At 72.7% G+C, this 25057-nt stretch carries 25 protein-coding genes and 6 tRNA genes; 20 read left to right on the top strand and 11 right to left on the bottom strand.

The genetic code is table 11. The features are described 5' to 3' along the window. The first annotated feature begins 87 nt into the window (after positions 1-87). Both ACZ5WC_RS14695 and ACZ5WC_RS14690 read left to right on the top strand, forming a co-directional pair. Positions 88-639 (top strand): sigma-70 family RNA polymerase sigma factor, encoded by a 552-nt coding sequence (locus ACZ5WC_RS14695; protein ID WP_468541133.1) that lies wholly within the window; start codon positions 88-90, stop codon positions 637-639. Positions 640-675: 36 nt separating this feature from the next. Then, positions 676-1179 (top strand): GNAT family N-acetyltransferase, encoded by a 504-nt coding sequence (locus ACZ5WC_RS14690; RefSeq protein ID WP_468541132.1) that lies wholly within the window; start codon positions 676-678, stop codon positions 1177-1179. A 96-nt stretch (positions 1180-1275) separates the two neighbouring features. Here ACZ5WC_RS14690 and ACZ5WC_RS14685 read toward each other — a convergent pair whose 3' ends face one another. Continuing rightward, positions 1276-1710, bottom strand: a complete 435-nt coding sequence (locus ACZ5WC_RS14685) for a hypothetical protein (protein ID WP_468541131.1) — start codon at positions 1708-1710, stop codon at positions 1276-1278. Position 1711: 1 nt separating this feature from the next. After that, positions 1712-2071, bottom strand: coding sequence for a hypothetical protein (locus tag ACZ5WC_RS14680; RefSeq protein ID WP_096632522.1), 360 nt, complete (start codon positions 2069-2071; stop codon positions 1712-1714). 608 nt (positions 2072-2679) lie between these two features. Between ACZ5WC_RS14680 and ACZ5WC_RS14675 the strand changes: the two genes are divergently transcribed. From ACZ5WC_RS14675 to ACZ5WC_RS14640, 8 genes are all read left to right on the top strand, one after another. Further along, positions 2680-3774, top strand: a complete 1095-nt coding sequence (locus ACZ5WC_RS14675) for a methionine ABC transporter ATP-binding protein (protein WP_468541130.1) — start codon at positions 2680-2682, stop codon at positions 3772-3774. Further along, positions 3771-4442 (top strand): methionine ABC transporter permease, encoded by a 672-nt coding sequence (locus tag ACZ5WC_RS14670; RefSeq protein ID WP_468541129.1) that lies wholly within the window; start codon positions 3771-3773, stop codon positions 4440-4442. The genes ACZ5WC_RS14675 and ACZ5WC_RS14670 overlap by 4 nt, the downstream gene beginning before the upstream one ends. A 90-nt stretch (positions 4443-4532) precedes the next feature. Then, complete coding sequence (locus tag ACZ5WC_RS14665) at positions 4533-5402, top strand: MetQ/NlpA family ABC transporter substrate-binding protein (RefSeq protein WP_468541128.1); 870 nt, start codon at positions 4533-4535, stop codon at positions 5400-5402. 102 nt (positions 5403-5504) lie between these two features. Further along, positions 5505-6191 (top strand): GNAT family N-acetyltransferase, encoded by a 687-nt coding sequence (locus ACZ5WC_RS14660; protein WP_468541127.1) that lies wholly within the window; start codon positions 5505-5507, stop codon positions 6189-6191. Between the two features lie 139 nt (positions 6192-6330). Then, complete coding sequence (gene cbiE / locus ACZ5WC_RS14655) at positions 6331-7569, top strand: precorrin-6y C5,15-methyltransferase (decarboxylating) subunit CbiE (protein ID WP_468541126.1); 1239 nt, start codon at positions 6331-6333, stop codon at positions 7567-7569. A gap of 333 nt (positions 7570-7902) precedes the next feature. Next, positions 7903-11574 (top strand): nicotinate-nucleotide--dimethylbenzimidazole phosphoribosyltransferase, encoded by a 3672-nt coding sequence (gene cobT, locus ACZ5WC_RS14650; protein WP_468541125.1) that lies wholly within the window; start codon positions 7903-7905, stop codon positions 11572-11574. A 296-nt stretch (positions 11575-11870) separates the two neighbouring features. Further along, positions 11871-13190: a uroporphyrinogen-III C-methyltransferase gene (gene cobA / locus ACZ5WC_RS14645; protein ID WP_468541124.1), complete on the top strand. Its 1320-nt coding sequence runs from the start codon at positions 11871-11873 to the stop codon at positions 13188-13190. A gap of 71 nt (positions 13191-13261) precedes the next feature. Then, entirely contained in the window at positions 13262-14080 is an 819-nt protein-coding gene (locus ACZ5WC_RS14640) for a TrmH family RNA methyltransferase (protein ID WP_468541123.1), read from the top strand. Positions 14081-14140: 60 nt separating this feature from the next. Here the strand turns inward: ACZ5WC_RS14640 and ACZ5WC_RS14635 are convergent, their stop codons facing one another. Beyond that, entirely contained in the window at positions 14141-15505 is a 1365-nt protein-coding gene (locus tag ACZ5WC_RS14635) for a protein kinase domain-containing protein (RefSeq protein ID WP_468541122.1), read from the bottom strand. Positions 15506-16073: 568 nt separating this feature from the next. Here ACZ5WC_RS14635 and ACZ5WC_RS14630 point away from each other — a divergent pair. From ACZ5WC_RS14630 to ACZ5WC_RS14620, 3 genes are all read left to right on the top strand, one after another. Beyond that, complete coding sequence (locus tag ACZ5WC_RS14630) at positions 16074-16280, top strand: hypothetical protein (RefSeq protein ID WP_468541121.1); 207 nt, start codon at positions 16074-16076, stop codon at positions 16278-16280. A gap of 270 nt (positions 16281-16550) precedes the next feature. Further along, positions 16551-17519 (top strand): phosphotransferase, encoded by a 969-nt coding sequence (locus ACZ5WC_RS14625; RefSeq protein ID WP_468541120.1) that lies wholly within the window; start codon positions 16551-16553, stop codon positions 17517-17519. Positions 17520-17592: 73 nt separating this feature from the next. Next, positions 17593-17883 (top strand): TFIIB-type zinc ribbon-containing protein, encoded by a 291-nt coding sequence (locus ACZ5WC_RS14620; protein ID WP_096632504.1) that lies wholly within the window; start codon positions 17593-17595, stop codon positions 17881-17883. Positions 17884-17948: 65 nt separating this feature from the next. On the opposite strand, the gene ACZ5WC_RS14615 is transcribed toward ACZ5WC_RS14620, so the two are convergent. From ACZ5WC_RS14615 to ACZ5WC_RS14595, 5 genes are all read right to left on the bottom strand, one after another. Next, positions 17949-18023: transfer RNA gene (locus tag ACZ5WC_RS14615), tRNA-Val, on the bottom strand. Between the two features lie 22 nt (positions 18024-18045). Continuing rightward, a tRNA-Val gene (locus ACZ5WC_RS14610) sits at positions 18046-18117 on the bottom strand. 35 nt (positions 18118-18152) lie between these two features. Next, positions 18153-18224, bottom strand: a tRNA-Val gene (locus tag ACZ5WC_RS14605). Between the two features lies 1 nt (position 18225). Next, positions 18226-18299 (bottom strand) — tRNA-Cys (locus ACZ5WC_RS14600). Positions 18300-18336: 37 nt separating this feature from the next. Then, positions 18337-18409, bottom strand: a tRNA-Gly gene (locus tag ACZ5WC_RS14595). A 175-nt stretch (positions 18410-18584) separates the two neighbouring features. On the opposite strand from ACZ5WC_RS14595, the gene ACZ5WC_RS14590 reads away from it, so the two are divergent. The 3 genes from ACZ5WC_RS14590 to ACZ5WC_RS14580 are packed head-to-tail and all read left to right on the top strand — an operon-like array spanning position 18585 to position 21340. Beyond that, on the top strand, positions 18585-19631 hold the full coding sequence (locus ACZ5WC_RS14590) for a chorismate-binding protein (RefSeq protein WP_468541335.1): 1047 nt from the start codon (positions 18585-18587) through the stop codon (positions 19629-19631). Then, complete coding sequence (locus ACZ5WC_RS14585; protein WP_468541119.1) at positions 19628-20449, top strand: aminotransferase class IV; 822 nt, start codon at positions 19628-19630, stop codon at positions 20447-20449. The genes ACZ5WC_RS14590 and ACZ5WC_RS14585 overlap by 4 nt, the downstream gene beginning before the upstream one ends. A gap of 54 nt (positions 20450-20503) precedes the next feature. Next, positions 20504-21340 (top strand): GNAT family N-acetyltransferase, encoded by an 837-nt coding sequence (locus ACZ5WC_RS14580; RefSeq protein ID WP_468541118.1) that lies wholly within the window; start codon positions 20504-20506, stop codon positions 21338-21340. A gap of 43 nt (positions 21341-21383) precedes the next feature. On the opposite strand, the gene ACZ5WC_RS14575 is transcribed toward ACZ5WC_RS14580, so the two are convergent. Beyond that, positions 21384-21902, bottom strand: coding sequence for a DsbA family protein (locus tag ACZ5WC_RS14575; RefSeq protein ID WP_468541117.1), 519 nt, complete (start codon positions 21900-21902; stop codon positions 21384-21386). A 155-nt stretch (positions 21903-22057) separates the two neighbouring features. Here ACZ5WC_RS14575 and ACZ5WC_RS14570 point away from each other — a divergent pair, with 155 nt between their 5' ends. Then, the gene (locus ACZ5WC_RS14570; RefSeq protein WP_468541116.1) at positions 22058-22531 is read left to right on the top strand and encodes a hypothetical protein; all 474 of its coding nucleotides are present in this window, start codon (positions 22058-22060) and stop codon (positions 22529-22531) included. Positions 22532-22701: 170 nt separating this feature from the next. Further along, on the top strand, positions 22702-22857 hold the full coding sequence (locus ACZ5WC_RS14565; protein WP_311118788.1) for a hypothetical protein: 156 nt from the start codon (positions 22702-22704) through the stop codon (positions 22855-22857). Positions 22858-22911: 54 nt separating this feature from the next. On the opposite strand, the gene ACZ5WC_RS14560 is transcribed toward ACZ5WC_RS14565, so the two are convergent. After that, a complete protein-coding gene (locus ACZ5WC_RS14560; RefSeq protein WP_468541115.1) occupies positions 22912-23508 on the bottom strand; it encodes a CGNR zinc finger domain-containing protein in 597 nt (198 codons plus the stop codon). Positions 23509-23749: 241 nt separating this feature from the next. Then, the gene (locus ACZ5WC_RS14555; RefSeq protein ID WP_003987206.1) at positions 23750-24163 is read right to left on the bottom strand and encodes an SsgA family sporulation/cell division regulator; all 414 of its coding nucleotides are present in this window, start codon (positions 24161-24163) and stop codon (positions 23750-23752) included. 200 nt (positions 24164-24363) lie between these two features. On the opposite strand from ACZ5WC_RS14555, the gene ACZ5WC_RS14550 reads away from it, so the two are divergent. Then, a complete protein-coding gene (locus ACZ5WC_RS14550; protein WP_468541114.1) occupies positions 24364-24819 on the top strand; it encodes a TIGR02611 family protein in 456 nt (151 codons plus the stop codon). Positions 24820-24873: 54 nt separating this feature from the next. Beyond that, positions 24874-24945, top strand: a tRNA-Val gene (locus ACZ5WC_RS14545). Positions 24946-25057: the final 112 nt, after the last annotated feature.

Genomic DNA, 25057 nt, shown 5'->3' with positions numbered 1-25057 from the left:
GTCAGCAGTCCGCCCCGCCGTGCCCCGGTCGGGTGGTGAGACGCCCGAGGGGCAACCGGCCGCCGCCACCGGTACGTCCGCCGGGACATGACGCTTCTCGATCATGAACCCGACTCAGCGGCCACCGCCCTCGTCGTCCGCGCCTTACAGCCCCTGGTGCGCGCGGAGGCGCGGGCCGAGGCTCCCGCCGCCGGGCTCGACCCCGCCGACCTCGAACAGGGCGTCTGGCTGCGGCTGCTGGAGCGCCCCGACGCGGCCGGACCGCCCGCCGACCCGGCGCGCTGGGTGCGCGACACCGTACGCGCGGAGGCCCGCCGGGGGCGCCGCACCGCCCGGCGGGAACGCCCCTACGCCGGAACGGAGCCCGCCGCCGGACCGGCCGCCTGCCCGGAGCGTGCCGCGCTCGGGGCCGCTGAACGCCGGGCGCTGCGCGCCGCGGTGGCCCGGCTGCCCGGACACTGCCCCCGGCTCCTGGAGGCGTTGCTCGCCCCCAGCGACCCGACCTACCGGGAAATCGCAGGGGAGTTGGGTATGTCACAGGGGAGTTTGGGACCGATCCGTTCCCGTTGCCTTGGATGTCTGCGCAGAATGCTCGCTGCGGAGGTTGTCGCTCCTTCCGTGCGGGGAAAGGAGCGGTAGGCAACCGGCGGACAGGTGAGCGGGAGGCGTGCACACATGGGCATGAGCGTGACCATCTCGGCGGCGACGGCACAGGACGTCGAGCAGATCTTCAGACTTCAGTACCTCTGCTTCCAGCGCGAGGCGGAGCTGTACGACAACTACCGGATCGACCCGCTCGTCCAGACCCTCGACGCGCTGCGTGCCGAAGTCGCCGACGACCTGGTGTTCGTGGCCCGGCTCGGCGACGAAGTCGTCGGTTCGGTACGCGGTTTCACCGACGCCGAGGGCACGGGCCTGATCGGCAAGCTCTGTGTGCACCCCCGCCTCCAGGGGCACGGCCTCGGCTCCCGGCTGCTGTTCGCCGCCGAGTCGGCACTGTCGGCCGAGCGGGCGGCGATCCGCTTCCGGCTGCACAGCGGGCACCGCAGCGAGACCAATCTGCGGCTCTGCCGACGGGCCGGGTACGCCCGAGTGGGAGCCGTGACCGGGGCGGACGGCGTCCAGCTCATCCTGCTGGAGAAGGAGGCCGCGGACCGGCACTACGTGGCCAGCGCCTGACCGGCACCATGCCGCCGGCGCCTGAGGGCGGGTCACACCGTCTTGCGCCGGAGAGGGCGGGCCACGCCTTCGAGACGGGTCACGCCATGGAGGCGGTCACGCCTTCTTCGCGCGCCGCAGCCAGATCATCCCGGTGACCGGCAGGATCACCGGGATGAACAGGTAGCCCATCCCGAAGTCCGACCACACCGTCGAGTCGGGGAAGGCGGACGGCTCGGCCAGCGTCCACGCGCCGACGACCAGCACGCCGAGGAGCTCGGCCGCGCAGCACACCAGCGCTGCCCGCCGGGCCTTCTCGCCGCCGCGCACCAGGGAGTAGGTGATGAAGCCGTACACCACGGCCGCGACGGCCGACAGCGTGTAGGCGAGCGGGGCGCGGTCGAAGCCCCTGATCATCTCGACGATCGAGCGGGATGCCGCCGCGACCGTGAACACGCCGTAGAACCAGACCAGGACCCGGCCCGGGCCGGTGCCCAGCTCGAAGGACGGCTTCGCCGCCGGGTCCGCCTCGGGACGGTCGGTGTCGCTCACGTCAGTTTCCCCAGATGTCGTAGAGCCGCACTTCGAGCACCGCGAGCACGAGCGCACCCGCCGCCACCGTCACCGAGCCCCAGCGGGTCCGCTCCGACAACGACAGGAATCCGGCCGCCGGCACAGCCGCGAAGGAACCGATCAGGTAGGCGATGAAGACCGTCGTCCCCTGCTCCGGCCGCTCCCCACGCGCCAGCTGCACGACGCCCACCACCAACTGGGCCAGCGCCAGGACGGAGACGATCGCCATCCCGATGAAATGCCAGTCCTTCGTCGGCTGGTCCCGGTAGGCGGCATGTCCGCACCAGGCGGCGAGGGCGAGCGCGGTCACGGCGACCGCGACCGTCAGGGCGTCAAGCATGCAGTGAGGGTATTACGGACGGAATGCCCGCCCGCGTGCGACCCCGGGCCTGAGGCGTACGGGCGGTTCGGGGGCACCGGCGGCGGAGATCGTGGCCTTGGCCACAACCGGCGGCAGGAGTTCCGTATCCCGGGCACCCGCACCGCACCGGACGAACCCTTGGATGGCCCGTATCGTCGCAGGTCACAGCTTTGTTCCGAGGATCGGGCGACAGGGCCGGAACGGGAACCTCCGGCAGTCCACCGCTGTCCGCTATCCGGACAACGTCGTTCACGGGCACCGCACGTCTGTTTTACTTGGCCCATGACCACGACGAGCAGCCGCACCCTTGCGACCGAGGCGATCAGCACGCCCGGTGCTCGTTGTATGTGTCGAATGCGCGCCTTCTGAGGGCCCCCGCCTGAGCCTCGCGCCCCGAAGCGAGACCGAGCCTGCGCCGTTTGCCCCCTGTGGAACGAGCCTGCCCGCGCATGTGCTGCCTCCCGGCCGACCGCCGTCCTCAGCCGTGCCGAGACGTAACCGGCCGACCAGCCAGAACAGTCTCTTCAGACGATTGCCCCGTGCCCGGCGGACACCGCGCCGCGCACTCGACAGTGACGGAAACCCCTGTGATCACCACTACGGGCCTCACGAAGGTCTACCAGTCGCGCGACCGTGAGGTCACCGCACTCGACGGCGTCGACCTGCACGTCCGCGAAGGCGAGGTGTACGGCGTCATCGGACAGAGCGGCGCCGGAAAGTCCTCCCTGATCCGCTGCGTCAACCTCCTGGAACGTCCCACCTCCGGCACCGTGACGGTGGCGGGCCAGGACCTCACCGCCCTGGCCGGCCGCGGCCGACGCGCGAGCGCCGAGCTGCGCCGGGCCCGCACCCGTATCGGCATGGTCTTCCAGCACTTCAACCTGCTGGACTCCCGCACGGTGCTGGACAACGTGGAACTGCCGCTGGAGATCCTCGGGGTCTCCGGCCAGGAGCGCACCCGCAAGGCCAAGGACCTCCTCGACCTGGTCGGCCTCGCCGACAAGGCCAAGGCCTACCCCGGTCAGCTCTCCGGCGGCCAGAAGCAGCGCGTGGGCATAGCCCGCGCCCTGGCGGGCGACCCCAAGGTGCTGCTCTCGGACGAGGCGACCTCCGCGCTCGACCCCGAGACCACCCGCTCCATCCTCCAGCTGCTGCGCGACCTCAATCGGCAGCTCGGCCTGACGGTCCTGCTCATCACCCACGAGATGGACGTCGTCAAGACCATCTGCGACTCCGCGGCGCTCATGCAGCGCGGCCGGATCGTCGAGTCCGGGACCGTCGGCGAACTCCTCGCCACCCCCGGCTCCGAACTGGCCCACGAGCTGTTCCCGGTCGGCGGCACCGCCTCCGGCCCCGACCGTACGGTCGTCGACGTCACCTTCCACGGGGAGTCGGCCTCGCAGCCGGTCATCTCCCAGCTCTCCCGTACGTACAACATCGACATCTCGATCCTCGGCGCGGCGATGGACACCGTGGGCGGCAAGCAGATCGGGCGGATGCGCATCGAGCTGCCCGGCCGCTTCGAGGAGAACGTCGTGCCGATCGGCTTCCTGCGCGAGCAGGGCCTCCAGGCCGAGGTCGTCGAGACCGAGACCGAGACCGAGCCGAAGAACCCCGCCGCCACCGCCGACGTCGTGCCGGAACAGCCGACCGCCCCGCTCACCAAGGAGGTCGTCAAGTGACCTGGTCCGAAATGCAGCCGCTGCTCACCCAGGGCACCGTCGACACCCTCTACATGGTGCTGTGGTCGGCGCTGGCCACCGTCGTCGGCGGACTGCCGCTCGGCGTCCTGCTGGTCCTCACCGACAAGGGCGGACTGCTGCAGAACACCGTGGTGAACAAGGTCATCGGGGTCATCGTGAACATCGGCCGCTCACTGCCGTTCATCATCCTGCTGATCGCCCTGATCCCCTTCACCACCTGGGTCGTCGGCACCTTCATCGGCCCCACCGCGATGATCGTCCCGCTGGCCGTCGGCGCCATCCCGTTCTTCGCCCGGCTCGTCGAGACGGCGATCCGGGAGGTCGACCACGGGCTCGTGGAAGCGGTCCAGTCGATGGGCGGCTCGATCCCCACGATCGTCCGCAAGGTGCTCCTGCCGCAGGCCCTGCCCTCGCTCGTCTCGGGCGTCACCACCACCCTCATCGTGCTCATCGGCTACTCCGCGATGGCCGGTGCGGTCGGCGGCGAAGGGCTCGGCTCCAAGGCCGTCACCTACGGATTCCAGCGCTTCGACAACCAGTTCATGCTGATCACCGTCGCGCTGCTGATCGTCATCGTCACCGTGATCCAGCTGATCGGCGACCTCACCGTCCGGCTGCTGGCCCGCCGAGGCCGCACCGCCTCCTGAGGCCCGCCGGGCCCCCTGAACCTCCCTTCCCCACCAAGTCCGAACTCCTTGTCCGGACGCACCACCACCAGTAGGAAAGAGGCACTTTTCGTGCGCAAGAACATCAAGATCACCGCAGCCGCCGCTTCCGCCGCCGCCCTCGCCCTCGGTCTGAGCGCCTGCGGTACGGACTCCGACCCGGCCTCCTCCAAGAGCGGGACCGGCGCCGGCGCCGACACCTCCAAGGCCCTGGTCGTCGCCGCGTCCCCGACGCCGCACGCCGACATCCTGAACTTCGTCAAGAAGAACCTGGCGGAGAAGGAGGGCCTCAAGCTGGAGGTCAAGGAGTTCACGGACTACGTCCTGCCGAACACCGCCACCCAGAACGGCCAGGTCGACGCCAACTTCTTCCAGCACAAGCCCTACCTGGACGACTTCAACAAGAAGAACGGCACCACCATCGTCCCGGTCGTCGACGTCCACCTGGAGCCGCTGGGGCTCTACTCCAAGACGGTCAAGGACCTCAAGGACATCAAGTCCGGCCAGACCATCGCCGTCCCCAACGACACCACCAACGGCGGCCGCGCCCTCCAGCTGCTCGCCGAGAACGGCCTGATCACCCTCAAGGACGGTGTCGGCACCAGCGCCAAGCTGAGCGACATCACCGACAAGAAGGGCCTGGAGTTCAAGGAGCTGGAGGCCGCCACCGTGCCCCGCGCCCTGAACGACGTGGACGCCGCCGTCATCAACGGCAACTACGCCATCGAGGCCAAGCTCTCCCCGGCCGAGGACTCCCTCGCCCTGGAGAAGGCCGAGGGCAACCCGTACGCCAACTTCCTCGCGGTGAAGGAAGGCAACGAGAAGGCCCCGCGCGTCGAGAAGCTCGCCAGGCTCCTCAACTCCGACGAGGTCAGGAAGTTCATCGAGGACACCTACCAGGGCTCGATCGTCCCGGCCTCCGGCGCCCCCGCCAAGTCCTGACGCCCGCACCGGACTTGCCGACGGAGCCCCGCCCCTCCCGCCCGGGAGGGGCGGGGCTCCGTCGTGCGGACCCGCCCATGCACAACGCCGCACCGATGCTGCATGCTGTGCTTTTACCCGGTCTTCGGCATGGAGCTGCGCATGACTACCACCTTTCCGTCCATCTCCATCAGCACGGACAGGTTGGTGATGCGTCCCTTCGAGATGGCCGACATCCCCGCGTACATCGAGATGATGAACGACGAGATGGTCACCGCGTGGACCGACGGACCGCACCCGTACACCCAGGTCGACGCCGAACGCTGGGTCCGCAGGATCGCTCCTGCGGAACGCACCACCGGCCACGGCATCGTCTTCGCGGTCACCGAATTCCTCACTCAGCGACTCGTCGGCAGCGTCCGCCTCCTCAGCACCGACTGGCGCACCCTGTCCACCGAGGTCCGCTACATCACCGCCCCCTGGGCCCGGGGCGAGGGGTACGCCACCGAGTCCGTGCTCGCCATAGCCGAATGGCTCTTCCGCGACCAGGGCTTCGAACGCATCGAGCTGCGCACGCCCGCCGACAACACCGCCGCCCAGCAGGTCGCCCAGAAGCTCGGCTGCATCAGCGAGGGCGTCCTGCGCAACGCCCGCATCGCCCGCACCCGGACCGAGAACGGCACGGACGGCGGCTGGACCGACATCCGCACCGACCTGATCGTCTGGGGGCTCCTGCCCGAGGACCTCGAAGGGGTCGCCGAGCAGCTCGCCGACGCCGGCGGCTACGGCACGTACAACGACTGGAAGTAGCACCCCGGGCCCCCGAGGCCCCCGAGAGGCCAAGCTCCGGACCAGGTACTCTCACCCCTGCCCAGCTCAACCGGGGCACCGCGCCCACCACGCCAGGGCGCACCCCCGCTCCCTCCGACACCCCAGGAGACAGACGACGATGGCCGACCGGGTCACGGTGATCGGCTGGGACGGTTCGCCACTGACCAGAGCGGCCACGGCCGCGCTCTCGGCCGCCACGCTCGTCGCGGGCGCCGCCCACCACCTCGCCCTGCCCGAAGTGCCCCCGAACGCCGAACGCATCCGCCTCGGCAGCGTCGACCTGGCCGCCCGCCGCATCGCCGGACACCGCGGCAGCGCGGTGGTCCTCGCCGACGGCGACCCCGGCTTCTTCGGCGTCGTCCGCACCCTGCGCGCCCGCGAACACGGCCTCGAAGTCGAAGTCGTCCCCGCCGTCTCGTCCGTGGCCACCGCGTTCGCCCGGGCCGGCATGCCCTGGGACGACGCCCAGATCGTCGTCGCCCACCCGCGCACCCTGCGCCGCGCCGTCAACGTCTGCCGGGCCCACCACAAGGTCGCCGTCCTCACCTCACCGGGCGCGGGCCCCGCCGAACTGGCCCTCCTCCTCGACGGCGTACACCGCACCTTCGTGATCTGCGAGGAGCTCGGCACCGACCGCGAACGCGTCACCGTCCTCACCTCCGACAAGGCCGCCGACCACGCCTGGCGCGACCCCAACGTCGTCATCGTCATCGGCAGCGGCCCCGACACCACCGCCGCGGGCGCCTGGATCGCGGGCCGCCGACCCGCCTACCCCCAGGGCATACGGGGCTGGGCCCTGCCCGCAGCCGCCTACCGGGAGGCAGGGGCGGAGCGGATGCAGGAGTCCGGCGAGGGCGAGTTCCCGGGCCTGCGTGCCGCGCAGCTCGCCCGCCTCGGCCCCCGCACCGGCGACCTGGTCTGGGACATCGGCTCCGGCAGCGGCGCCCTGGCCGTCGAGGCGGCCCGCTTCGGCGCGGCGGTCCTGGCGGTGGACGCCGACCCGGCAGCCTGCGCACGTACCGAAGCCGCCGCCCGCGCCTTCGGCGTCCCCGTCCAGGTGGTCCGCGGCCGTGCCCCGCACGTCCTGGAGCGGCTGCCCGAACCGGACGTCGTACGGATCGGCGGCGGGGGAGTGCCGGTGGCCACCGCCGTCGCGGACCGCCGCCCGGAACGCATCGTGACCCACGCCTCCACCCGGGACGAGGCCGAGGCCCTCGGCGGAGCCCTCACCGGCAACGGCTACGCCGTCGAATGCTCACTGCTCCAGTCCGTCGACCTGGACACCACCGCCTGGACCGAACGCGAACGGTCTGTCGTCTTCCTGCTGTCCGGCCGCCGTTCGGACCTCGCCCCCTGACCCGTTCCGCCCGGTACGGAAGGTAGGCTGGCCGATTGTTGTACCGCGCCCGGCCGTTCGACGTTTCGTTCGTCAATGTCCGGAAAAGTGGACTGTTTTGGTCCGCACTGTGGTACGGCACTACCCGGGGGACGCGCAACGTGGCGTAGTCCACAGTGAGCCGTGGCGGAACTGCCCGCCGCGGCGGCGAACGGCCGCGAGAATAGGAAGCTCCGCGGGCGTCTCGTGCCGCGCGGCGAGCCCGCTCGTTCTTGATGACGAGCACCGGCGTGCCGTGGTTCGGCGTCCCGGGCGAAGGGCCGAAGGAGCACTGACGATGGGCGAGGGGTACGCATGACTGACACCGGCCAGATCCCGGGCGAGGGACTGCCGGAGAACGCAGGCATGGTGGAGCAGCCGGGCATCCCCGCCCCGGGCGCGTACACCTTCCTCGACCCCTCCGAGCACACCCCCGAGGACGACGACCTCCTGCTGATGCCGACCTCCCAGGGCGCCTGGAGCGACCCGCAGGCCGCCCCGGCCCCAGCGCAGGAGCAGACGGCGCCCGCCCCTGCTCCCGCGGTGGCGCAGCAGCCCCCTGCCCAGGCCCCCGCGCTCGAACAGCCCACGCAGCAGACCCAGCCGCAGCAGTACGCCGTACAGCCCCAGCCCCAGGTGCCCGTGCAAGGCCAGACGGCACCGGTGCCCGCCGAGTCGCACGGCACGCACGAGTCCGGCGGCCGGGACTCCGGCTCCGTCGACGTGAGCGCCGTACGCATCCCGGCCCCCGCGCCCGCACCGGCGCCGGTCGGCGCGCACGTGGCGGCCACGGCCCCCGCCGCCCCCGCTCCTGCCCGTCGCCCGCTGCACCGCGGCCCCGCCTCGGCCGAGGCCCCGTCGTACGCCGGCGGTACGCAGGGCGGTGGCGTGGTCCGCTCGCTGGCCGACCGGGGCCCCGCCGGAGCGGTGCGCACCGCGTCCCCCGCCCGCCACGCGGGCCCGCCGACCACCGGACCGGAGTACTTCGACGTCCCGGTCGAGGACTCCTCGGCGCTGCCGGGCCCCCAGCTGGGCGAGATCCCGCCGCAGGGCGGCGCGCCGTGGGGAGCTCCGCAGTCGTCGGAGCCCGCGGGGCCCGTCGCGGTCGCCGCCGAGCCGACCGAGCCCGCCGAGCCGACCGAGCCCGCCGAGCCGACCGAGCCCGCCGAGCCGGCCCAGCCCGCCGAGCCGGTTGCCGCCGAGCCCGTGGTCGAGCAGCCGGTTCAGCAGGAACAGCCTCCGCAAGTGGAGCAGCCGGAGCAGCTTCAACCGTCGGAGCCGTCTGCCCAGCCCGAACAGATCGCCCAGCCCGAACAGATCGAACGGGCCGAGCCGGTCGCACCGATCGAGTCGGCTGAGCCCGCTGAGCCGGTCGAGCCGCCTCAGCAGGCGATCCCGGAAGAAACGGTCGTCCCCGAGGCGCCACAGCCGGAAGCACCGGTGGAGGCCGTGATCCAGCCTCCGGCCGAGCAGCCGTCCGAGGTCCCGGCCCCCGTGGCGCAGACGCCGGAGGTTCCGGATGCCGGGGCCGAGGCCCCGGTCGAGCCGTTGGCGCCCGAGCCCCAGGCAGTGGCAGCGGAGGCAGTCCCGACGCACGCGACCGCTCCCGAGCCGCAGGCGGAGGCCCCGGCTCCCGCCCCGGACGCGGTGCCCACCGAGCCGATCGCCGTGGCCGTGGCTGAACCGGTGACGCCCGCCGGGCCGGTTGCCGTGGCCGACCAGGCACCCCCCGTCGCGCCCGAGCCTGCGACCGCGCCCGAACCGGCCCCGGTCGTGGTGGTGGCCGAGACCCCGGAGGCGGGGGCACCCGCCGCCGAGCCGGGGACCCAGCCGGAGGCCCGGCCCGAACCGCCGGCGACCGACATCCCCGCGCCCGCCCCCGCACAGGCCACCGAGGCCACCCAGGCCACTGAGCCCGACGCGGAGGACGGGACGGGCCCCGAGATCATCGAGACCCCGGAGCTGACGGAGCCGGACCGGCCTGCGCAGGCCGACGAGCAGCCCGACCAGCCGGCGGAGGCGCACGAACCGGCACAGGCGGCGGCACGGGAACAGTCCGAGGAGCCGCAGCAGGCGGCAGCACCGGAACAGTCCGAGGAGCCGCAGCAGGCGGAGGCGCCGCAGCAGTCCGAGGAGCCGCAGCAGGCTGAGGCACCGCAGTCGGCTGAGTCACCGCAGTCGGCCGAGGAAGTCACCGAGCCCTCCACCTCGCCCGTCACCGCTCCCGCTCCCGCTCCCGACCCTGCCCCCGTCACCGCCCCCGCGCCCGGCTACGACGACGCCGAGCGCGAAGCGGTGCTCCGGGTGATGCGTGAGCGCCGGGACATCCGCAACGGCTTCCGCAGCGACCCGATTCCGCACGAGGTCCTCCTCCGGGTGCTGGAGGCCGCGCACACCGCGCCGAGCGTCGGTCACTCGCAGCCGTGGGACTTCGTCGTCATCCGCTCGGCGGAGACCCGTCGCTCCATGCACGAACTGGCCCAGAGCCAGCGCGACGCCTACGCCAAGTCGCTGCCCAAGGGCCGGGCGAAGCAGTTCAAGGAACTGAAGATCGAGGCGATCCTCGACACCCCGGTCAACATCGTCGTCACCGCCGACCCGACCCGGGGCGGCCGCCATACCCTCGGCCGGCACACCCAGCCGCAGATGGCGCCGTACTCCTCGGCCCTCGCCGTCGAGAACCTCTGGCTCGCCGCCCGCGCCGAGGGCCTCGGCGTCGGCTGGGTCAGCTTCTTCGACGAACGGGAGATGGTTCGCGCACTCGGCCTGCCCGAGCACCTCGAAGTGGTGGCGTACCTCTGTGTGGGTTACGTCGACGAGTTCCCCGAGGAGCCGGAGCTGATGCAGGCGGGCTGGTCCAAGCGCCGCCCGCTGTCCTGGGTCGTCCACGAGGAGACGTACGGCCGCCGCGCCCTGCCCGGCGAGGAGCCGCACGACCTGCTCCAGGAGACGATCTCCGCGATCCGCCCGCTGGACGCGAAGGCGCTCGGCGAGGCGTGGGAACGCCAGAAGCGGATGACCAAGCCCGCCGGTGCGCTGGGCATGCTGGAGATCATCTCCGCGCAGCTGTCCGGCCTCTCCCGGATGTGCCCGCCGCCGATCCCGGAGCCCGCGGCCGTCGCGATCTTCGCCGGTGACCACGGGGTGCACGCCCAGGGCGTCACCGCCTGGCCGCAGGAGGTCACCGCCCAGATGGTGGCGAACTTCCTCGGCGGCGGAGCTGTCTGCAACGCGTTCGCCGCCCAGGTCGGCGCGGAGGTGTGCGTGGTGGACGTGGGCGTCGCCACGGACCTCCCCGCGACCCCCGGCCTGCTGCCCCGCAAGGTGCGCCCGGGTACGGCGGACTTCACCACGGGTCCCGCCCTCACCCGGGAAGAGGTCCTGGCCGCGATCGAGGTCGGCATCGAGACCGCCCGCGACCTGGTGGCCGCGGGCAACAAGGCCCTGCTCACCGGTGAGATGGGCATCGCCAACACCACCGCGTCCGCCGCGCTGATCTGCGTGTACACCGGGATCGACGCCGCCGAGGTGACCGGCCGGGGCACCGGCATCAACGACGAGATGCACGCCCGCAAGGTCGACGTCGTACGCCGCGCCCTCGACCTCCACCAGCCCGACCCCGCCGACCCGATCGGCGTCCTCGCAGCGGTCGGCGGCCTGGAGCACGCGGCGATGGCCGGTTTCCTCCTCGGCGGAGCATCCCTGCGTACGCCGGTGATCCTGGACGGCGTCAGCGCGGGCGCGGCCGCCCTGGTCGCACGGGCGATCGCCCCCGAGGCGCTCGCCGCCTGCATCGCGGGCCACCGCAGCGCCGAACCCGGCCATGTGGCGGCCCTGAACAAGCTGGGCCTGCGCCCCCTGGTCGACCTGGACCTGCGCCTGGGTGAGGGCACGGGCGCGCTGCTGGCGCTGCCGATCGTGCAGAGCGCGGCGCGGGCGATGCACGAGGTGGCGACGTTCGACTCGGCGGGAGTAACGGAGAAGTAGCCGGGGCCGACCCCTCCAGCTCCTGCGGCCCCTCCGGCCCTTCCCAGCCCCTCCGGCCCTTCCCAGCCCCTCCGGCGCTTGAGGAGCGGGGGCCGGGGCGGAGCCCCCGGTTCCGGGAGGGGGCGAGTGGGGGACAAGGCCCGCCCGGTACTCCACCCGCCCACCGGCCCCAGGCCCCACCCCCGCCCACCCCGTATCGTGTTCCCCACCCAGGAACCCCCACTTCCGCACGTCACAGCCGCTCCACCGCCGCAGCGGCGCCTACGCAGCACCCCGCACGAGGAGCCCGCACCGCCATGGCCGAGCACGCAGACCACGCAGGTCACGCCGAGGACGCAGTCCACGCCGCGCACGCGGATCACGCCGATCACCCCGCGTACCCCGTAGGACTGCGCCTGCACGGCCGCCGCGTCGTCGTCATCGGCGGCGGCCAGGTCGCCCAGCGCCGCCTGCCGCAGCTCATCGCCACCGGCGCGGCCATCACGCTGGTCTCCCCGTCCGCGACGCCCTCCGTCGAGGCGATGGCCGACGCGGGGGAGATCCGCTGGGAGCGCCGCCGCTACCGGGACGGCGACCTCGCCGACACCTGGTACGCCCTGGTCGCCTCCTCCGACACCGCCGCCAACGACGCCGCCTCCGCCGAGGCCGAGCGCACCCGCACCTGGTGCGTACGGGCCGACGACGCCGAGGCCGCGACCGCATGGACCCCGGCCACCGGCCGCAGCGAGAACGTCACGGTCGCCGTCCTCACCACCACGTCCCAGGGCCGCGACCCCCGGCACTCCGCCGCCATCCGCGACGCCATCGTCGAGGGCCTGCGCGACGGCACCCTCGCCGCCCCGCACCACCGCACCCGCACCCCCGGCGTCGCCCTGGTCGGCGGCGGCCCCGGCGACCCGGACCTGATCACGGTCCGCGGCCGCCGCCTCCTCGCCGAGGCGGACGTGGTCATCGCCGACCGCCTCGGCCCCCGCGACCTGCTCGACGAACTGCCGCCGCACGTCGAGGTGATCGACGCGGCGAAGATCCCGTACGGGCGGTTCATGGCCCAGGAGGCCATCAACCAGGCGCTGATCGAGCACGCCAAGGCGGGCAAGGCCGTGGTCCGGCTCAAGGGCGGCGACCCGTTCGTCTTCGGCCGGGGCATGGAGGAGGCCCAGGCGCTGGCCGCCGAGGGCATCCCCTGCACGGTCGTCCCCGGCATCTCCAGCACCATCTCCGTCCCCGGTGCGGCCGGTATCCCGGTCACCCACAGAGGAGTGGCCCACGAGTTCACCGTGGTCAGCGGCCACGTCGCCCCCGAGGACCCGCGCTCGCTGGTCGACTGGGAGGCGATCGCCCGGCTGCGCGGCACCCTCGTCCTGCTGATGGCCGTCGACAAGATCGGTGCCATCGCCGCCGCCCTGATCGCCCACGGCAAGGACCCGGCCACCCCGGTCGCCCTCGTCCAGGAGGGCACCACCGCCGCCCAGCGCCGCGTCGACGCCACGCTCGCGGACGTCGGCGAGCGCGCGGTCGCCGAGGACGTGCGCCCACCCGCGGTGATCGTGATCGGCGAGGTCGTCGCGGTGGGACCGGACTCCGCGCCGAGGCCCGCCCCGGCCGCGGCCGACTGACCGCGCGGGCACACCCGGGCATCTTCATCCCAGGCGTTGGCACCTCACCCCGGACAAGGCAGTATCACCCTGTGGCAGACATCATCACCGTCGACGATCCCGACGACCCGCGCCTGAGCGACTACATCGGACTGACCGACGTCGAGCTGCGGCGACGGCGCGAGCCCGCCGAGGGCCTCTTCATCGCCGAGGGCGAGAAGGTGATCCGGCGCGCCCGCCTCGCGGGGTACGAGATGCGGTCCATGCTGCTCTCCGCCAAGTGGGTCGACGTCATGCGGGACGTCATCGACGAGGTCCCGGCCCCCGTGTACGCAGTCGCCCCGGATCTCGCCGAACGTGTCACCGGCTACCACGTCCACCGGGGCGCGCTGGCCTCCATGCAGCGCAAGCCGCTCCCCACCTCCGACGAACTGCTCACCACCGCACGCCGGGTGGTCGTCATGGAGTCGGTCAACGACCACACCAACATCGGCGCGATCTTCCGCAGCGCCGCCGCCCTCGGCATGGACGCCGTCCTGCTCTCCCCGGACTGCGCCGACCCGCTCTACCGGCGCTCCGTCAAGGTCTCCATGGGCGCGGTGTTCTCCGTTCCCTACGCCCGCCTCGAAGCCTGGCCCAGGTCGCTGGAGACGGTACGGGAGGCCGGCTTCCGGCTCCTCGCGCTGACGCCCGACGCCAAGGCCACCAGCATCGACGAGGCGGCCCCGCACCGACTGGAGCGGGTGGCGCTGATGCTCGGGGCCGAGGGCGAAGGGCTGACCACGAAGGCGCTGATGGCGGCCGACGAGTGGGTCCGTATCCCGATGGCACATGGCGTGGACTCGCTGAACGTGGGCGCGGCGGCGGCCGTGGCCTTCTACGCGGTGGCGACGGGCCGCCCGGAGAGCTGAGCGCGGACGGCAGTGTCCGGCAGCAGCACGACTGCGCCGCGCCCTGCCGTAGGTCCTGCCTTACGCGTTCCGGCCCTGACGCCCCACGCCGAAGCCGCCGTCAACAGCGCCATTCCGTACGTCCACCGGCGACTGAGACCGCGGCTGCGATGCCCCGCCCGCAGGCCGCTCGGTCCCGCCGAGACCACGGGCGGGTCCCTGGCAGCCCTGCGCCGCCGCGATGCCCAGCGCCACCAGTAGCGTCACCACCACGAACACCACCAGCCGCTGACGCAGCAGCCGCGGGTTGGCCGGCCGCCGCCCCGCCGACGTCGTCCGTGCCCCGGAACGCGTGCGCGGCCTGCCGTTCGTCCCGGCCGCCGGTCCCGGCCGCCTCCCGGAGCCGGAGCGCGTCGTGGTGCGCGGTGCCTGCGGACGCGACCCACCGGTGCGCGGCGCCCCCGAACGGGCGGGCGCGGGACGCCTGCCCTGCTGCGGGCGGGATGCCGATGGCCCTTCCGCCCGGCGGGTGTGCTGCTCGGCGTACGGATCGGCCATCCGGCCGGTCGCCCGGTCCGCGTCCTGGGCGGAGCGCTGGACGGGCGGCCGGCTCTCGTGCAGCCCCTGTGCCTCGCGCGCCGCGATCTCCTTGAGCCGCATGGACAGTTGCAGCGTGCTGGGCCGCTCCTCCGGGTCCTTCGCCAGACAGGCGCGCACCAGGGGGGCCAGGGCGTCATGCACCCCGTGGAGCTGGGGCTCCTCGTGCACCACGCGGTACAGCATCACCTCGGAACTGCCGTGCCCGAAGGGGGAGTCGGCCATCGCCGCGTACGCCAGCGTCGCGCCGAGCGAGAAGACGTCCGTCGCGGGCGTCACCGCCGCGCCCCGGACCTGCTCGGGCGCGAGGAACCCGGGCGACCCCACCGCCGTACCGACATGGGTGAGCGTGCTCGCCCCGGTCGCCCAGGCGATGCCGAAGTCGATGATGCGGGGGCCCTTGGGGGAGAGGAGGATGTTCGACGGCTTCAGGTCGCGGTGGACCACCCCCGCCTCGTGGACCGCCACCAGGCCCTCGGAGAGCGCCGCCCCGATCGAGGCCACCTCGGCCGCTGACAGGGGGCCTTCCTCGGCCACCTTGTCGTGCAGCGAGGGGCCGGGGACATACTGCGTCGCGAACCACGGGCGGTCCGCCTCCAGATCGGCGGCGACCAGCCGGGCCGTGCAGCCGCCCCGGATCCGCCGGGCCGCCGACACCTCGCGCGCGAACCGCGAACGGAACTCCTGATCCTCCGCCAGGTCGGGGCGGATCACCTTGAGCGCGACCCGCTGGCCGCGCCGGTCGGAGCCGAGGTAGACGACGCCCATGCCGCCCGCGCCGAGCCGTCGGTGCAGCCGGAACGAGCCGACGAGACGCGGGTCCTCGCGCCGGAGCCGCATCATCGCCATCGTCTGCCCATCCCCGCTGCCTGGTCCGCCTGACGAGGCACAGCTTACGTACCCCGCGCCCGGCGCGCTCAGAGGCCGCGCCCTCACCCGGGATTCGATTGTCCGTGCCCGGTGGGATAGGTGAAGCGAGGTCAGAGCCCGGCGGTTCCGGGCCTCTCGGCCGTCGGCCTCCCCCAAGGCGCCGCCGGGCAGGGGGGATTGGATCGACCGGCACGCGTCACCGGGTACGAGGCGCTGAGCCCGGGCCCACCGCTCCGGCATACCGGGCGGTGGTGTCCGGAGCCGCCCCCGGGGTGGGGGAGGCCGCCCGGCGGACGTGAGTGAAGTCACCCGCCGGCCTCCGCCGCCCCCCTCCCCTCCGGGATCCCCCCAAGGCCGGATGCCCCGTCTCCACCCAGGGGAGTAGGCGGAGCGCCGACGGCTCATCCTCCGGGAGGCCCGGTATTCGGTACGCGGGCATGACGCCCCGTGCTCACCGCTTACCTAATGTTGAGGTCAAGCGGCGGGCGCAGCACTCGTCCCCCGAGGTCACACGCCCGCCGCCCCTCATCAGGTCAGGAGAGGAACCATGGCGGACACGGCAACGCGGACGATGGTCCGTATGCGAGGACACAAGGCGTACGCCTCGTTCGGCGCCCGCCCGTCCGGTACGCGTCACCCCTTGGTGGCGACGGCCATGGTCCTTCCCCTGGCGGCCCTGCTCGCGGTCGCCTTCGGCGGCTGGGAAGCGGTGGTCACACAGGCGTCGTCCGTGGCGGTGATGCTGGGGCGCTGAGCGGCGCCCGGGGTCCGGAAGAGCGGTCCGGACCCGCATATCCGGCCAACAGCCCCGTGGGGACGGGGGTGCGGCGGACGGCAGCGTTTGTCCGGTCAGCTGGGGAGCTGACCGGGCATCGCGCTGTCCGGGCCCGTGCGGACCGGCCCCTGCCACGGCGGCCCCTGACGCCGGACGGCCACTCCACGACTCCACGACCGGACCGGCCACCGCCGCGCTACGCTCACGGCGGGACCGGCGGCACGGCCGGGCCGACCGCCGGGGGAGCCGTTGACCAGCACCGAGACCTCAGCCGTCCACGATCTGGGCACCCTCGCGCACCGCCTCTCCCACCCCGCCGGAACGCGCTGCGTGTGCGAACCGCCCCAGGTCCTGGCGGACCGGCCCGACGGCACGGTGGTCCGCAGCGGTACGACGGTGGCCAAGGCCCACGCCCCCGACACCGACCGGGACGCCCTGGCGGCCCGGATGTCCCTGGCCGCACACCCGCGCCTGACCGGCATCCTGCTCCCGCCCCTGACCACCCCACGGTCCTTCGCACTCCCGGCCGCCGCGCGCCCCGTCACACTCTGGCCGTTCGGAGTGCCCGTCGATCCCGCCGATCCCGGAGCCGCCCCCTGGGCCGACACCGCCGTGCTGCTCGCCCGCCTCCACCGGACGGCGCCCCCCTTCCGGCTCCCGCCGATGCGCGGCCCGGTCAAGGCGGCGCGGGCCGTTTCCCGGATGCGCACCGCCCTCCCCCGTCACGCGTCGGCCCTCCCCGTGCTGGCCGCCTGGAACGCCCTGCCCGCCTGGGCGCGGGGCGAGGCTCCGATGCCCGAGGCCAGGGGCCGGTTCCTGTGCCACGGGGACCTGCACCTGGGCCAGCTCGTACGCCATCCCGCCCCACAGGGGCCCTGGCTCCTCATCGACGTCGACGACATGGGGACGGGCGATCCGGCGTGGGACCTTGCCCGGCCCGCCGCCTGGTACGCGGCCGGGCTGCTGCCGCCCGAGGACTGGCTGTCCTTCCTGGACGCCTACCGGTCCGCCGGAGGCCCCGCCGTACCCGCCGACGGGGACCCCTGGCCCGGACTGGACGTTCCCGCCCGCGCGCTGACCGTACAGACGGCCGCCCTCGCACTGGCCAAGTGCGCTGCGGAGCAACGGAATCCGGATGAAGGCGAAGCGCTGATGCTCGAATCCTGTGCCCGAATCGCTACGTTGCCACCCGAGTCGGCCGTGGAGAGCGCGCCGTAGGCTGAACGGAGCGTCGTCGGGCAGACTTTCGGCGACGGCGCAACGAGAACAACGAGGCCGAGGAGCCGAGCCGATGATGCAGTGTCCCAAGTGTCACGCGCAGATGCACACGTACAACCGCAACGGCGTCCAGATCGAGCAGTGCAGTGGCTGCCGGGGGATATTCCTCGACTACGGCGAGCTGGAGTCGCTGACCCGCCTGGAGTCGCAGTGGTCCCAGCCGGCCCCGCCCCCGCCGCCGGCCCAGGGCGCCTACCCGGCCGCTCCCGCCGCCCACGCCCCGGCCTGGGGTGCGCCGCAGCACGGCGGCCACTACGGTCACCGCCGTCAGAAGGGCTTCGGCCGGATGCTCTTCTCGTCCTGAGGGGCCGAGGGATCGGCCGTACGACGAAAGAACCCCCGGTCGTGGAGACGACCGGGGGTTCTCGGTGGTGCGCGATACTGGGATTGAACCAGTGACCTCTTCCGTGTCAGGGAAGCGCTCTCCCGCTGAGCTAATCGCGCAGGTGACCCTGCGTGTACTGCGTGCGCGATACTGGGATTGAACCAGTGACCTCTTCCGTGTCAGGGAAGCGCTCTCCCGCTGAGCTAATCGCGCGGGGATCCTTGCGGACCGTGATCCTTGCGGATCAGTGGACGATACTGGGATTGAACCAGTGACCTCTTCCGTGTCAGGGAAGCGCTCTCCCGCTGAGCTAATCGTCCTTGGAGGTGGAGACGGGATTTGAACCCGTGTAGACGGCTTTGCAGGCCGTTGCCTCGCCTCTCGGCCACTCCACCAGGGACGGGGGTTCGGGAAGATCCCCCGTCTTCTGCGAGCGGACGACCAGGTTCGAACTGGCGACCTCAACCTTGGCAAGGTTGCGCTCTACCAACTGAGCTACGTCCGCTTGTCTTTCCCGTTCCGCTTGCGCGTCCCGGCGACGTGTTGAACTCTAGCGGATTCCCGGGCCAGTACAAAAACGCGTTTGTGCAGCGTGCTGCGGCGACCCCGCCCCGGTCCTCGCCCCGACGCAGGTCATCGCACACCGTCCTAGACTCACCAGGGTGTCCGACCTTGTTCCACTGGCCCGCTTCGGCGGCCTCGTCGCCTCCGGTCTGCGGGACGTCACCCATGATCCGGCAGCCCTCGACTCGTCCGGCTTCTGGGCCGTATGCGCCGATTTCGAAGGCCGTCCCGTCTGCGCCCGCTTCTCCACCGTACGCAGGGAGCCGGTGCCCCCTCCCGTGCCCGGAGCCTGGCGCGGGCCCGCCGCCGGGGACTGGACGTCCTCGCTGGACCGTGACGCCTACACGGCGGGCGTACGGCGGATCCGTGAATACATCGCGGCGGGCGAGGTCTACCAGGCCAACCTCTGCCGGGTCCTCTCCGCACCGCTGCCCGAGGCCGGCTCCGGGGGCGCGGCCGATGTCGACGCCCTGACCGCCCTGCTGGCGCGCGGCAACCCCGCCCCGTACGCAGGAACGATTCGGCTGCCCGAGCACGGCGTGGAGGTCGCCACCGCGTCCCCCGAGCTCTTCCTCCGGCGGGACGGCCGGGTCGTCGAGTCCGGGCCGATCAAGGGGACCGGGCGGACGGAGGACGATCTGCTGGAGAAGGACCACGCGGAGAACGTCATGATCGTCGACCTGGTCCGCAACGACCTGGGCCGGGTCTGCGCGACGGGCAGCGTCACCGTCCCCGACCTCTGCGTGGTGGAGAAGCACCCCGGTCTCGTCCACCTCGTCTCCACCGTCCGGGGCCGGCTGGCCGAGGGCGCGGGCTGGACGGAGCTGCTCGCGGCGGCCTTCCCGCCCGGTTCGGTCACCGGGGCGCCGAAGTCCAGCGCCCTGCGGATCATCACCGAACTGGAGCGGGCCCCGCGCGGCCCCTACTGCGGTGCGGTCGGCTGGGTCGACGCCGACCGGGGCACCGCGTCGCTCGCCGTCGGCATACGGACGTTCTGGATCGACCGGACCGGTCCCGTGCCCCTGCTGCGGTTCGGCACCGGCGCCGGGATCACCTGGGGCTCCGACCCGGAGCGCGAATGGGACGAGACCGAACTGAAGGCGTCCCGGCTGCTCGCTGTAGCGTCAGGCACGTTCGAGGAGACAGGAAGGACCGCGCAATGAGGATTTGGGTCAACGGCGGACTGCGGGACGCCGACAACGCCCGGCTTTCGGTGCTCGACCACGGGCTGACCGTGGGCGACGGCATCTTCGAGACGGTCCGTACGAGCGAGGGGCGCCCCTTCGCCCTGACCCGCCACCTCGACCGGCTCACCCGGTCCGCCCGGGGCCTGGGGCTGCCCGACCCGGACCTCGACGAGGTCCGCCGCGCCGCCGCGGCGGTCATCGGCGCCAACCCCGTACCGCTGGGGCGGCTGCGCATCACCTACACCGGTGGGCTCGCCCCGCTCGGCTCGGACCGGGGGACCGGCGGGCCGAGCCTCGTGGTCGCGCTCGACGGGGTGAACCGCCGCCCCGACACCACCGCGGTGATCACCGTGCCCTGGACGCGCAACGAACGCGGCGCGCTCGTCGGCCTGAAGACCACCTCGTACGCCGAGAACGTCGTCGCCCTCGCGCGGGCCCGTGAGCGGGGCGCGTCCGAGGCGCTGTTCCCCAACACGGCCGACCGGCTCTGCGAAGGCACCGGCTCCAACGTGTTCGTCGTCCTGGACGGCCGCATCCACACCCCGCCGGTGGCCTCCGGGTGCCTCGCCGGGATCACCCGCGCGCTGGCCGTCGAGTGGACCGGAGCGGAGGAGACCGACCTTCCCATGGACGTGCTCGCCGACGCCGACGAGGTGTTCCTGACCTCGACGCTCCGCGACATCCAGGCGGTGCACCGGGTCGACGGCCGCGAGCTGAGCCCGGAGCCCGGCCCGGTGACGGCCAAGGCCATGCGGATCTTCGACGAGCGGGCCGGGAACGACCTGGACCCGTAGGGGCGCGCCGGAAGGGCGCGTGACGGGCCGCCCGGCAGGGGATACAACCCCTTGATGACCACGACACTGCGGCCGTCCGGGCCGCTCCAGCAGAACGCCGCCGGTGTGCGGGCGCGCCGCTACGACGTGTGCGACAACGGGCGGCCCGTCGGAGCCGTCGAGATCGGCACCGACGAGGCGTTCGGCGCCACCGCCGGGGTCCTGCGCTCCCTGAGCGTCGACGAGGCGCGGCGCAGACGCGGCCGGGGCATCATCGCCGCGCTCGCCGCCGAGGAGGTGCTGCGGGGGTGGGGGTGCACCCAGGTGCGGGCCGAGGTCCCCGCCGGCAACGAACCCGCCCGTCGGCTGGCCGCCGCCCTCGGCTACACCGAACGCAGCCGCACCATGGTCAAGGAGCTCGGCCCGGACGGCGCGGCCCTGCCCGCGGGCCTCACCTCGCGCGCGATGAGCGAGGAGGAGTTCGCCGACTGGCGGCGGGGCGCGGTGCAGGCGTACGCACAGGGCTGGACCGACCGAGGCGTGCCGCCCGAGCAGGCCCGGCTCAAGTCCGAGACCGACCACGCCACGCACCTCCCCGACGGACTGGCGACCGCGGGGGTGCGCTTCTCGGTGCTGGTCGCGGCGGGCGAGGCCGTCGGCCATGTGTGGGTGGCCCTGCGGGAGCTGCCGCCGGGCGGAGCGGCCGGGTACGTCTTCGACGTCGAGGTGCGCGAGGAGCACCGGGGCCGGGGCCACGGGCGGGCCCTGATGCTGCTGGCCGAGGACGTCACCCGCTCCTGGGGTGCGCACCGCCTCGGCCTGCACGTCTTCGCCGCCAACACACCGGCCCTGCGGCTGTACGAGTCCCTCGGCTACACGACGACGCGCTACAACCTGGCCAAGGCGCTGTAGCGGCTCCCCGGCCGGGCGCCGCCGGCGCCCCTGCCTTTGGGGCCTACCGGTCCCGCGCGGCGAGCAGCCGGTCGGCGATCTCCTCGATCCGCTCGCGCAGCCCCTCCTGGCTCCTGCCGCCGTCCAGCCGCTCCTCGCCGATCACATAGGTGGGCGTGCCCGTCACACCGAGCGCCTTGCCCTCCGCCTGGTCGGCGTCGACGATCAGCAGATGCCGGCCGTCGATCAGGGCGGTGTCGAACTCCTCGGCGTCCAGGCCCAGTTCGCGCGCCACGTCGAGCAGCACCGGCTCGCCGGTGCGGCCGAGGTCGGCGGTCCTGGCCAGCAGCGCCTCGACGTACGGCCAGTCCTTGCCCTGGGCGGTGGCCTCCTCGGCGGCCTGGGCGGCGGCGTAGGCGTGCTTGTTCTTGTCCAGCGGGAAGTGACGCAGGCGGATCTCGACGCGGTCGCCGTACCGGGCGCGCAGGGCGTGCACGTCGCTGAGGGCCTGGTGGCAGTCGGGGCACTGGAGATCGCACCAGACGTCGAGGACGACCGGTGCCGCAGGGGTGGAATCGCTCATGCGCCCATTGTTTCAGGCCGCGCGGGTGCCTCCCGATCGGGACCTGGGAAGGAGTGCGGCCCTGAGATGTCCCTGAAGTGGGCCACCGCCGTGGCCCCGGCGGTGGCCGGCGGTGCAGGATGGAAGGGACGTATCCCCTGTGCCTGGAGGCCCCCATGCTTGCCGAGACCATCTGTTCCGCGGTGTCGGCGGCCGGGCTGGGCATCGCCGCGGTGACCGCGTACCGCAAGAAGTTCCTCACGGCGACGAGGATCGCCGCCTACTCCCTCGTCCCGTTCGGGCTCGTGCTGACCGGGGTCGTCGAGTGGGTCGCGGGGATCGCCTTCAAGCCGAGCGTCTGGATCGGATTCGGTCTGCTCGGCCTCTCCTGGCTGCTGTTCATGACCACCCGCGCCATCGAGCGCCGCAGCGGCACCACCCGCGCGGAACGCAAGGCCGCGCGGGCCGCCGGGCAGCACGAGGCGGTCGCCCCGGCGGCCTCGGCCCCGTCGCTCGGCGCCGGGAGCACGGCCGGACCCGCGGCGGCCGGGGCGAAGCCGCGGTCGAAGCCGGAGAAGAAGCAGGAGGCCGCCGCCGGGGGCGAGGACTTCAGCGACATCGAGGCGATCCTCAAGAAGCACGGCATCTGACCGGACTCCGGCCGCACGGAATGCGGCCTCGCTGCGGCCGCCCGGCCCGAATGCCTGATGGCGCCCCGCACGCCGGAGCGATTACTGATGGCCACGGGACGGTGAACTCCCGGGGGAATGAACCAGGTTGATCGCCAACCCGGTCGCGGGTGCGTCATGATCGCCCCGAGATGGTGGACACTTCCCGGGGCGAGGCCCCCGCACCCCCAGCCGAAGAGCCCCGCGGCTGCCTCTTCGCGCTCTCCCAGCCGCCCCTGATGATCTTCCTGGCGGTGATCGGGAGCCTGCTGCTGATGGCCGCCCTGCACGATCTCCTGCTGCTGTGAGCCGCCGAGTCCGCACCCGCTGTACCCGGCCGCGCCGGGGCAGGCCCCGTGCCGTCAGCCCGCGGCTTCCTTGCGGCGGGCCCGGTAGGCCGCGACGTGGAGCCTGTTGCCGCACGTACGGCTGGAGCAGTAGCGGCGGGAGCGGTTGCGGGACAGGTCGACGAAGGCGTGGCCGCAGTCCGGCGCCTCGCAGCGGCGCAGCCGCTCCTGCTCGCCCGCCACGATGATGAAGGCGAGTGCCATCCCGCAGTCGGCCGCGAGGTGGTCGGCGAGCGAGGCGTCCGGCGAGAAGTAGTGCACATGCCAGTCGTAGCCGTCGTGGTCGGTGAGCTGCGGGGTGGTCCCGGCCGCCGCGACGAGCCGGTTCACCAGCTCGGCGGCCGTACGGGCGTCGGGCGCCGCGAAGACCTCCGCGAAGCCGGCCCGTACGTCGCGTACGGCCCCCAGGTCCTTCTCGCCGAGCGTGCCGACGCCGCTGATGTGGTGCCGCTCGGCGAAGGCGTACAGCGCGGCTACGTCGGGGAGCCCGTCGGCGGACCCGTCCACCAGTCCGTCCGAGGCGTCGTCCGGCGGCGGCTCGCTCTCCGGTGCGGTGTTCACCAGATCTACCACCGCGTCGAGGGCGATCCGGGTGTCGTGTGGGATCAGCACGCTTCGCTCCCTGGCCTCCGGCGGGCGGGCGCCCGCCGATGGCGGCTGACTCTACTGGCTCGGCGGGCCCTGAAGGAGGACGGCCCGGGGCGGGGATGACGGCTGGGGGAGGGCGGCCGAGCGCAGCGGCGCCGTCATCGCGGTGGATTCCGCGATGACGGCGCCGGTGTCTGCCGTATGTGGTTGTCCGCCTGACGCCGTCTCCCCGAGTCGGACGGCGTCGAGCAGTTCTCGGCCTGGCTCAGTTCTCGGCCAGGATGTGCGAGAGCTCCGTGTCGAGATCGAAGTGCCGATGCTCGGTGCCGGGCGGGACCGCGGCGTCGGTCCTTTTCAGGAACGACTCCAGGGCCCGTGCCGGGGCCTCAAGCAGCGCTTCGCCCTCTGGGGAGCTCAGTGCGATGCATACGACGCCTTGGCCGTGACTACGTGATGGCCAGACGCGGACGTCTCCGGTGCCGGTGGGGCGGTGCAGCCCCTCGGCAAGGAGGTCGCGGGCGAATACCCATTCGACCGTCTCCTCCGCTCCGGTGTGGAAGGTGGCGTGCACGGCATAGGGATCGGCCGTGTCATACCGCAGGCCCGCGGGTACAGGCAGTGAGGACTCGCTCGACACAACGAGGCGCAGGTGCAGCTCGCAGCTGACCGTGGTGTTCATAAGCGCCAGGGCCTTTCGCTCAGTGTGCGCTCGGGGGTTCGCACGTCGGCGAAATCGACATGCCACCTACGGTGGCGTTGTAAACCCCTCTGACCCATTTGTGATGCTTCGGGTCCCTCGCTCAGCGGCGTGTAACTTTGAGTTATGCGTCCATTCCGGTGACGACGAAGTGACGAGGGCGTGTCGGGTAGGTTGGCTTCATGAACGCGGAGAGTGACGAGCGGAGCAGGGTCTCCGAGCAGGCGGCCCCGTCGTCCGCCACGGGGGAGTCGGACCCGGGGGAGCGTGAGCTGGGCTCGCGTGCGCCGGGTTTCATCAAGGCGTCCAAGCCGCTCCACCTGAGCTGGCAGGTCGGCGTCTTCGTCGTCGGCCTCGGCGTGGTGGCGGCGGGCGTGCTCATGTTGGTGCTGCCCGGCCCCGGCTGGCTGGTGATCTTCGCCGGTATGGCGATCTGGGCGACCGAGTTCGTCTGGGCCCAACTGGTGCTGCGCTGGACCAAGCGCAAGGTCACCGAGGCGGCGCAGCGGGCGCTCGATCCCAAGGTCCGGCGGCGCAACATCATCCTCACCACGGTGGGGCTGGTGATCATGGCGGTGCTGGTCGGGATCTACGTGTGGAAGTTCGGGATCACCATGCCGTGGAAGATCGCCGAGTGACCCGAGGGTGGTCCGGAAGCACCGCTGACATGGGGTAATGTTTGCGGTGCGCCCGGGCGATTAGCTCAGTGGGAGAGCGCTTCGTTCACACCGAAGAGGTCACTGGTTCGAACCCAGTATCGCCCACCCGGACAGAGGGCCCGGGAGACGGAATCCGTCTCCCGGGCCCTCTGCGTTGCTCACGCCGCCCGGTCCGGTCCGGGGGCGCCGCGAACGGCGTGCCCCCGGACCGGACCCG

The organism is Streptomyces sp. NPDC033165 (assembly GCF_055577965.1).
This window is presented reverse-complemented; position numbering and strand designations above follow the sequence as displayed.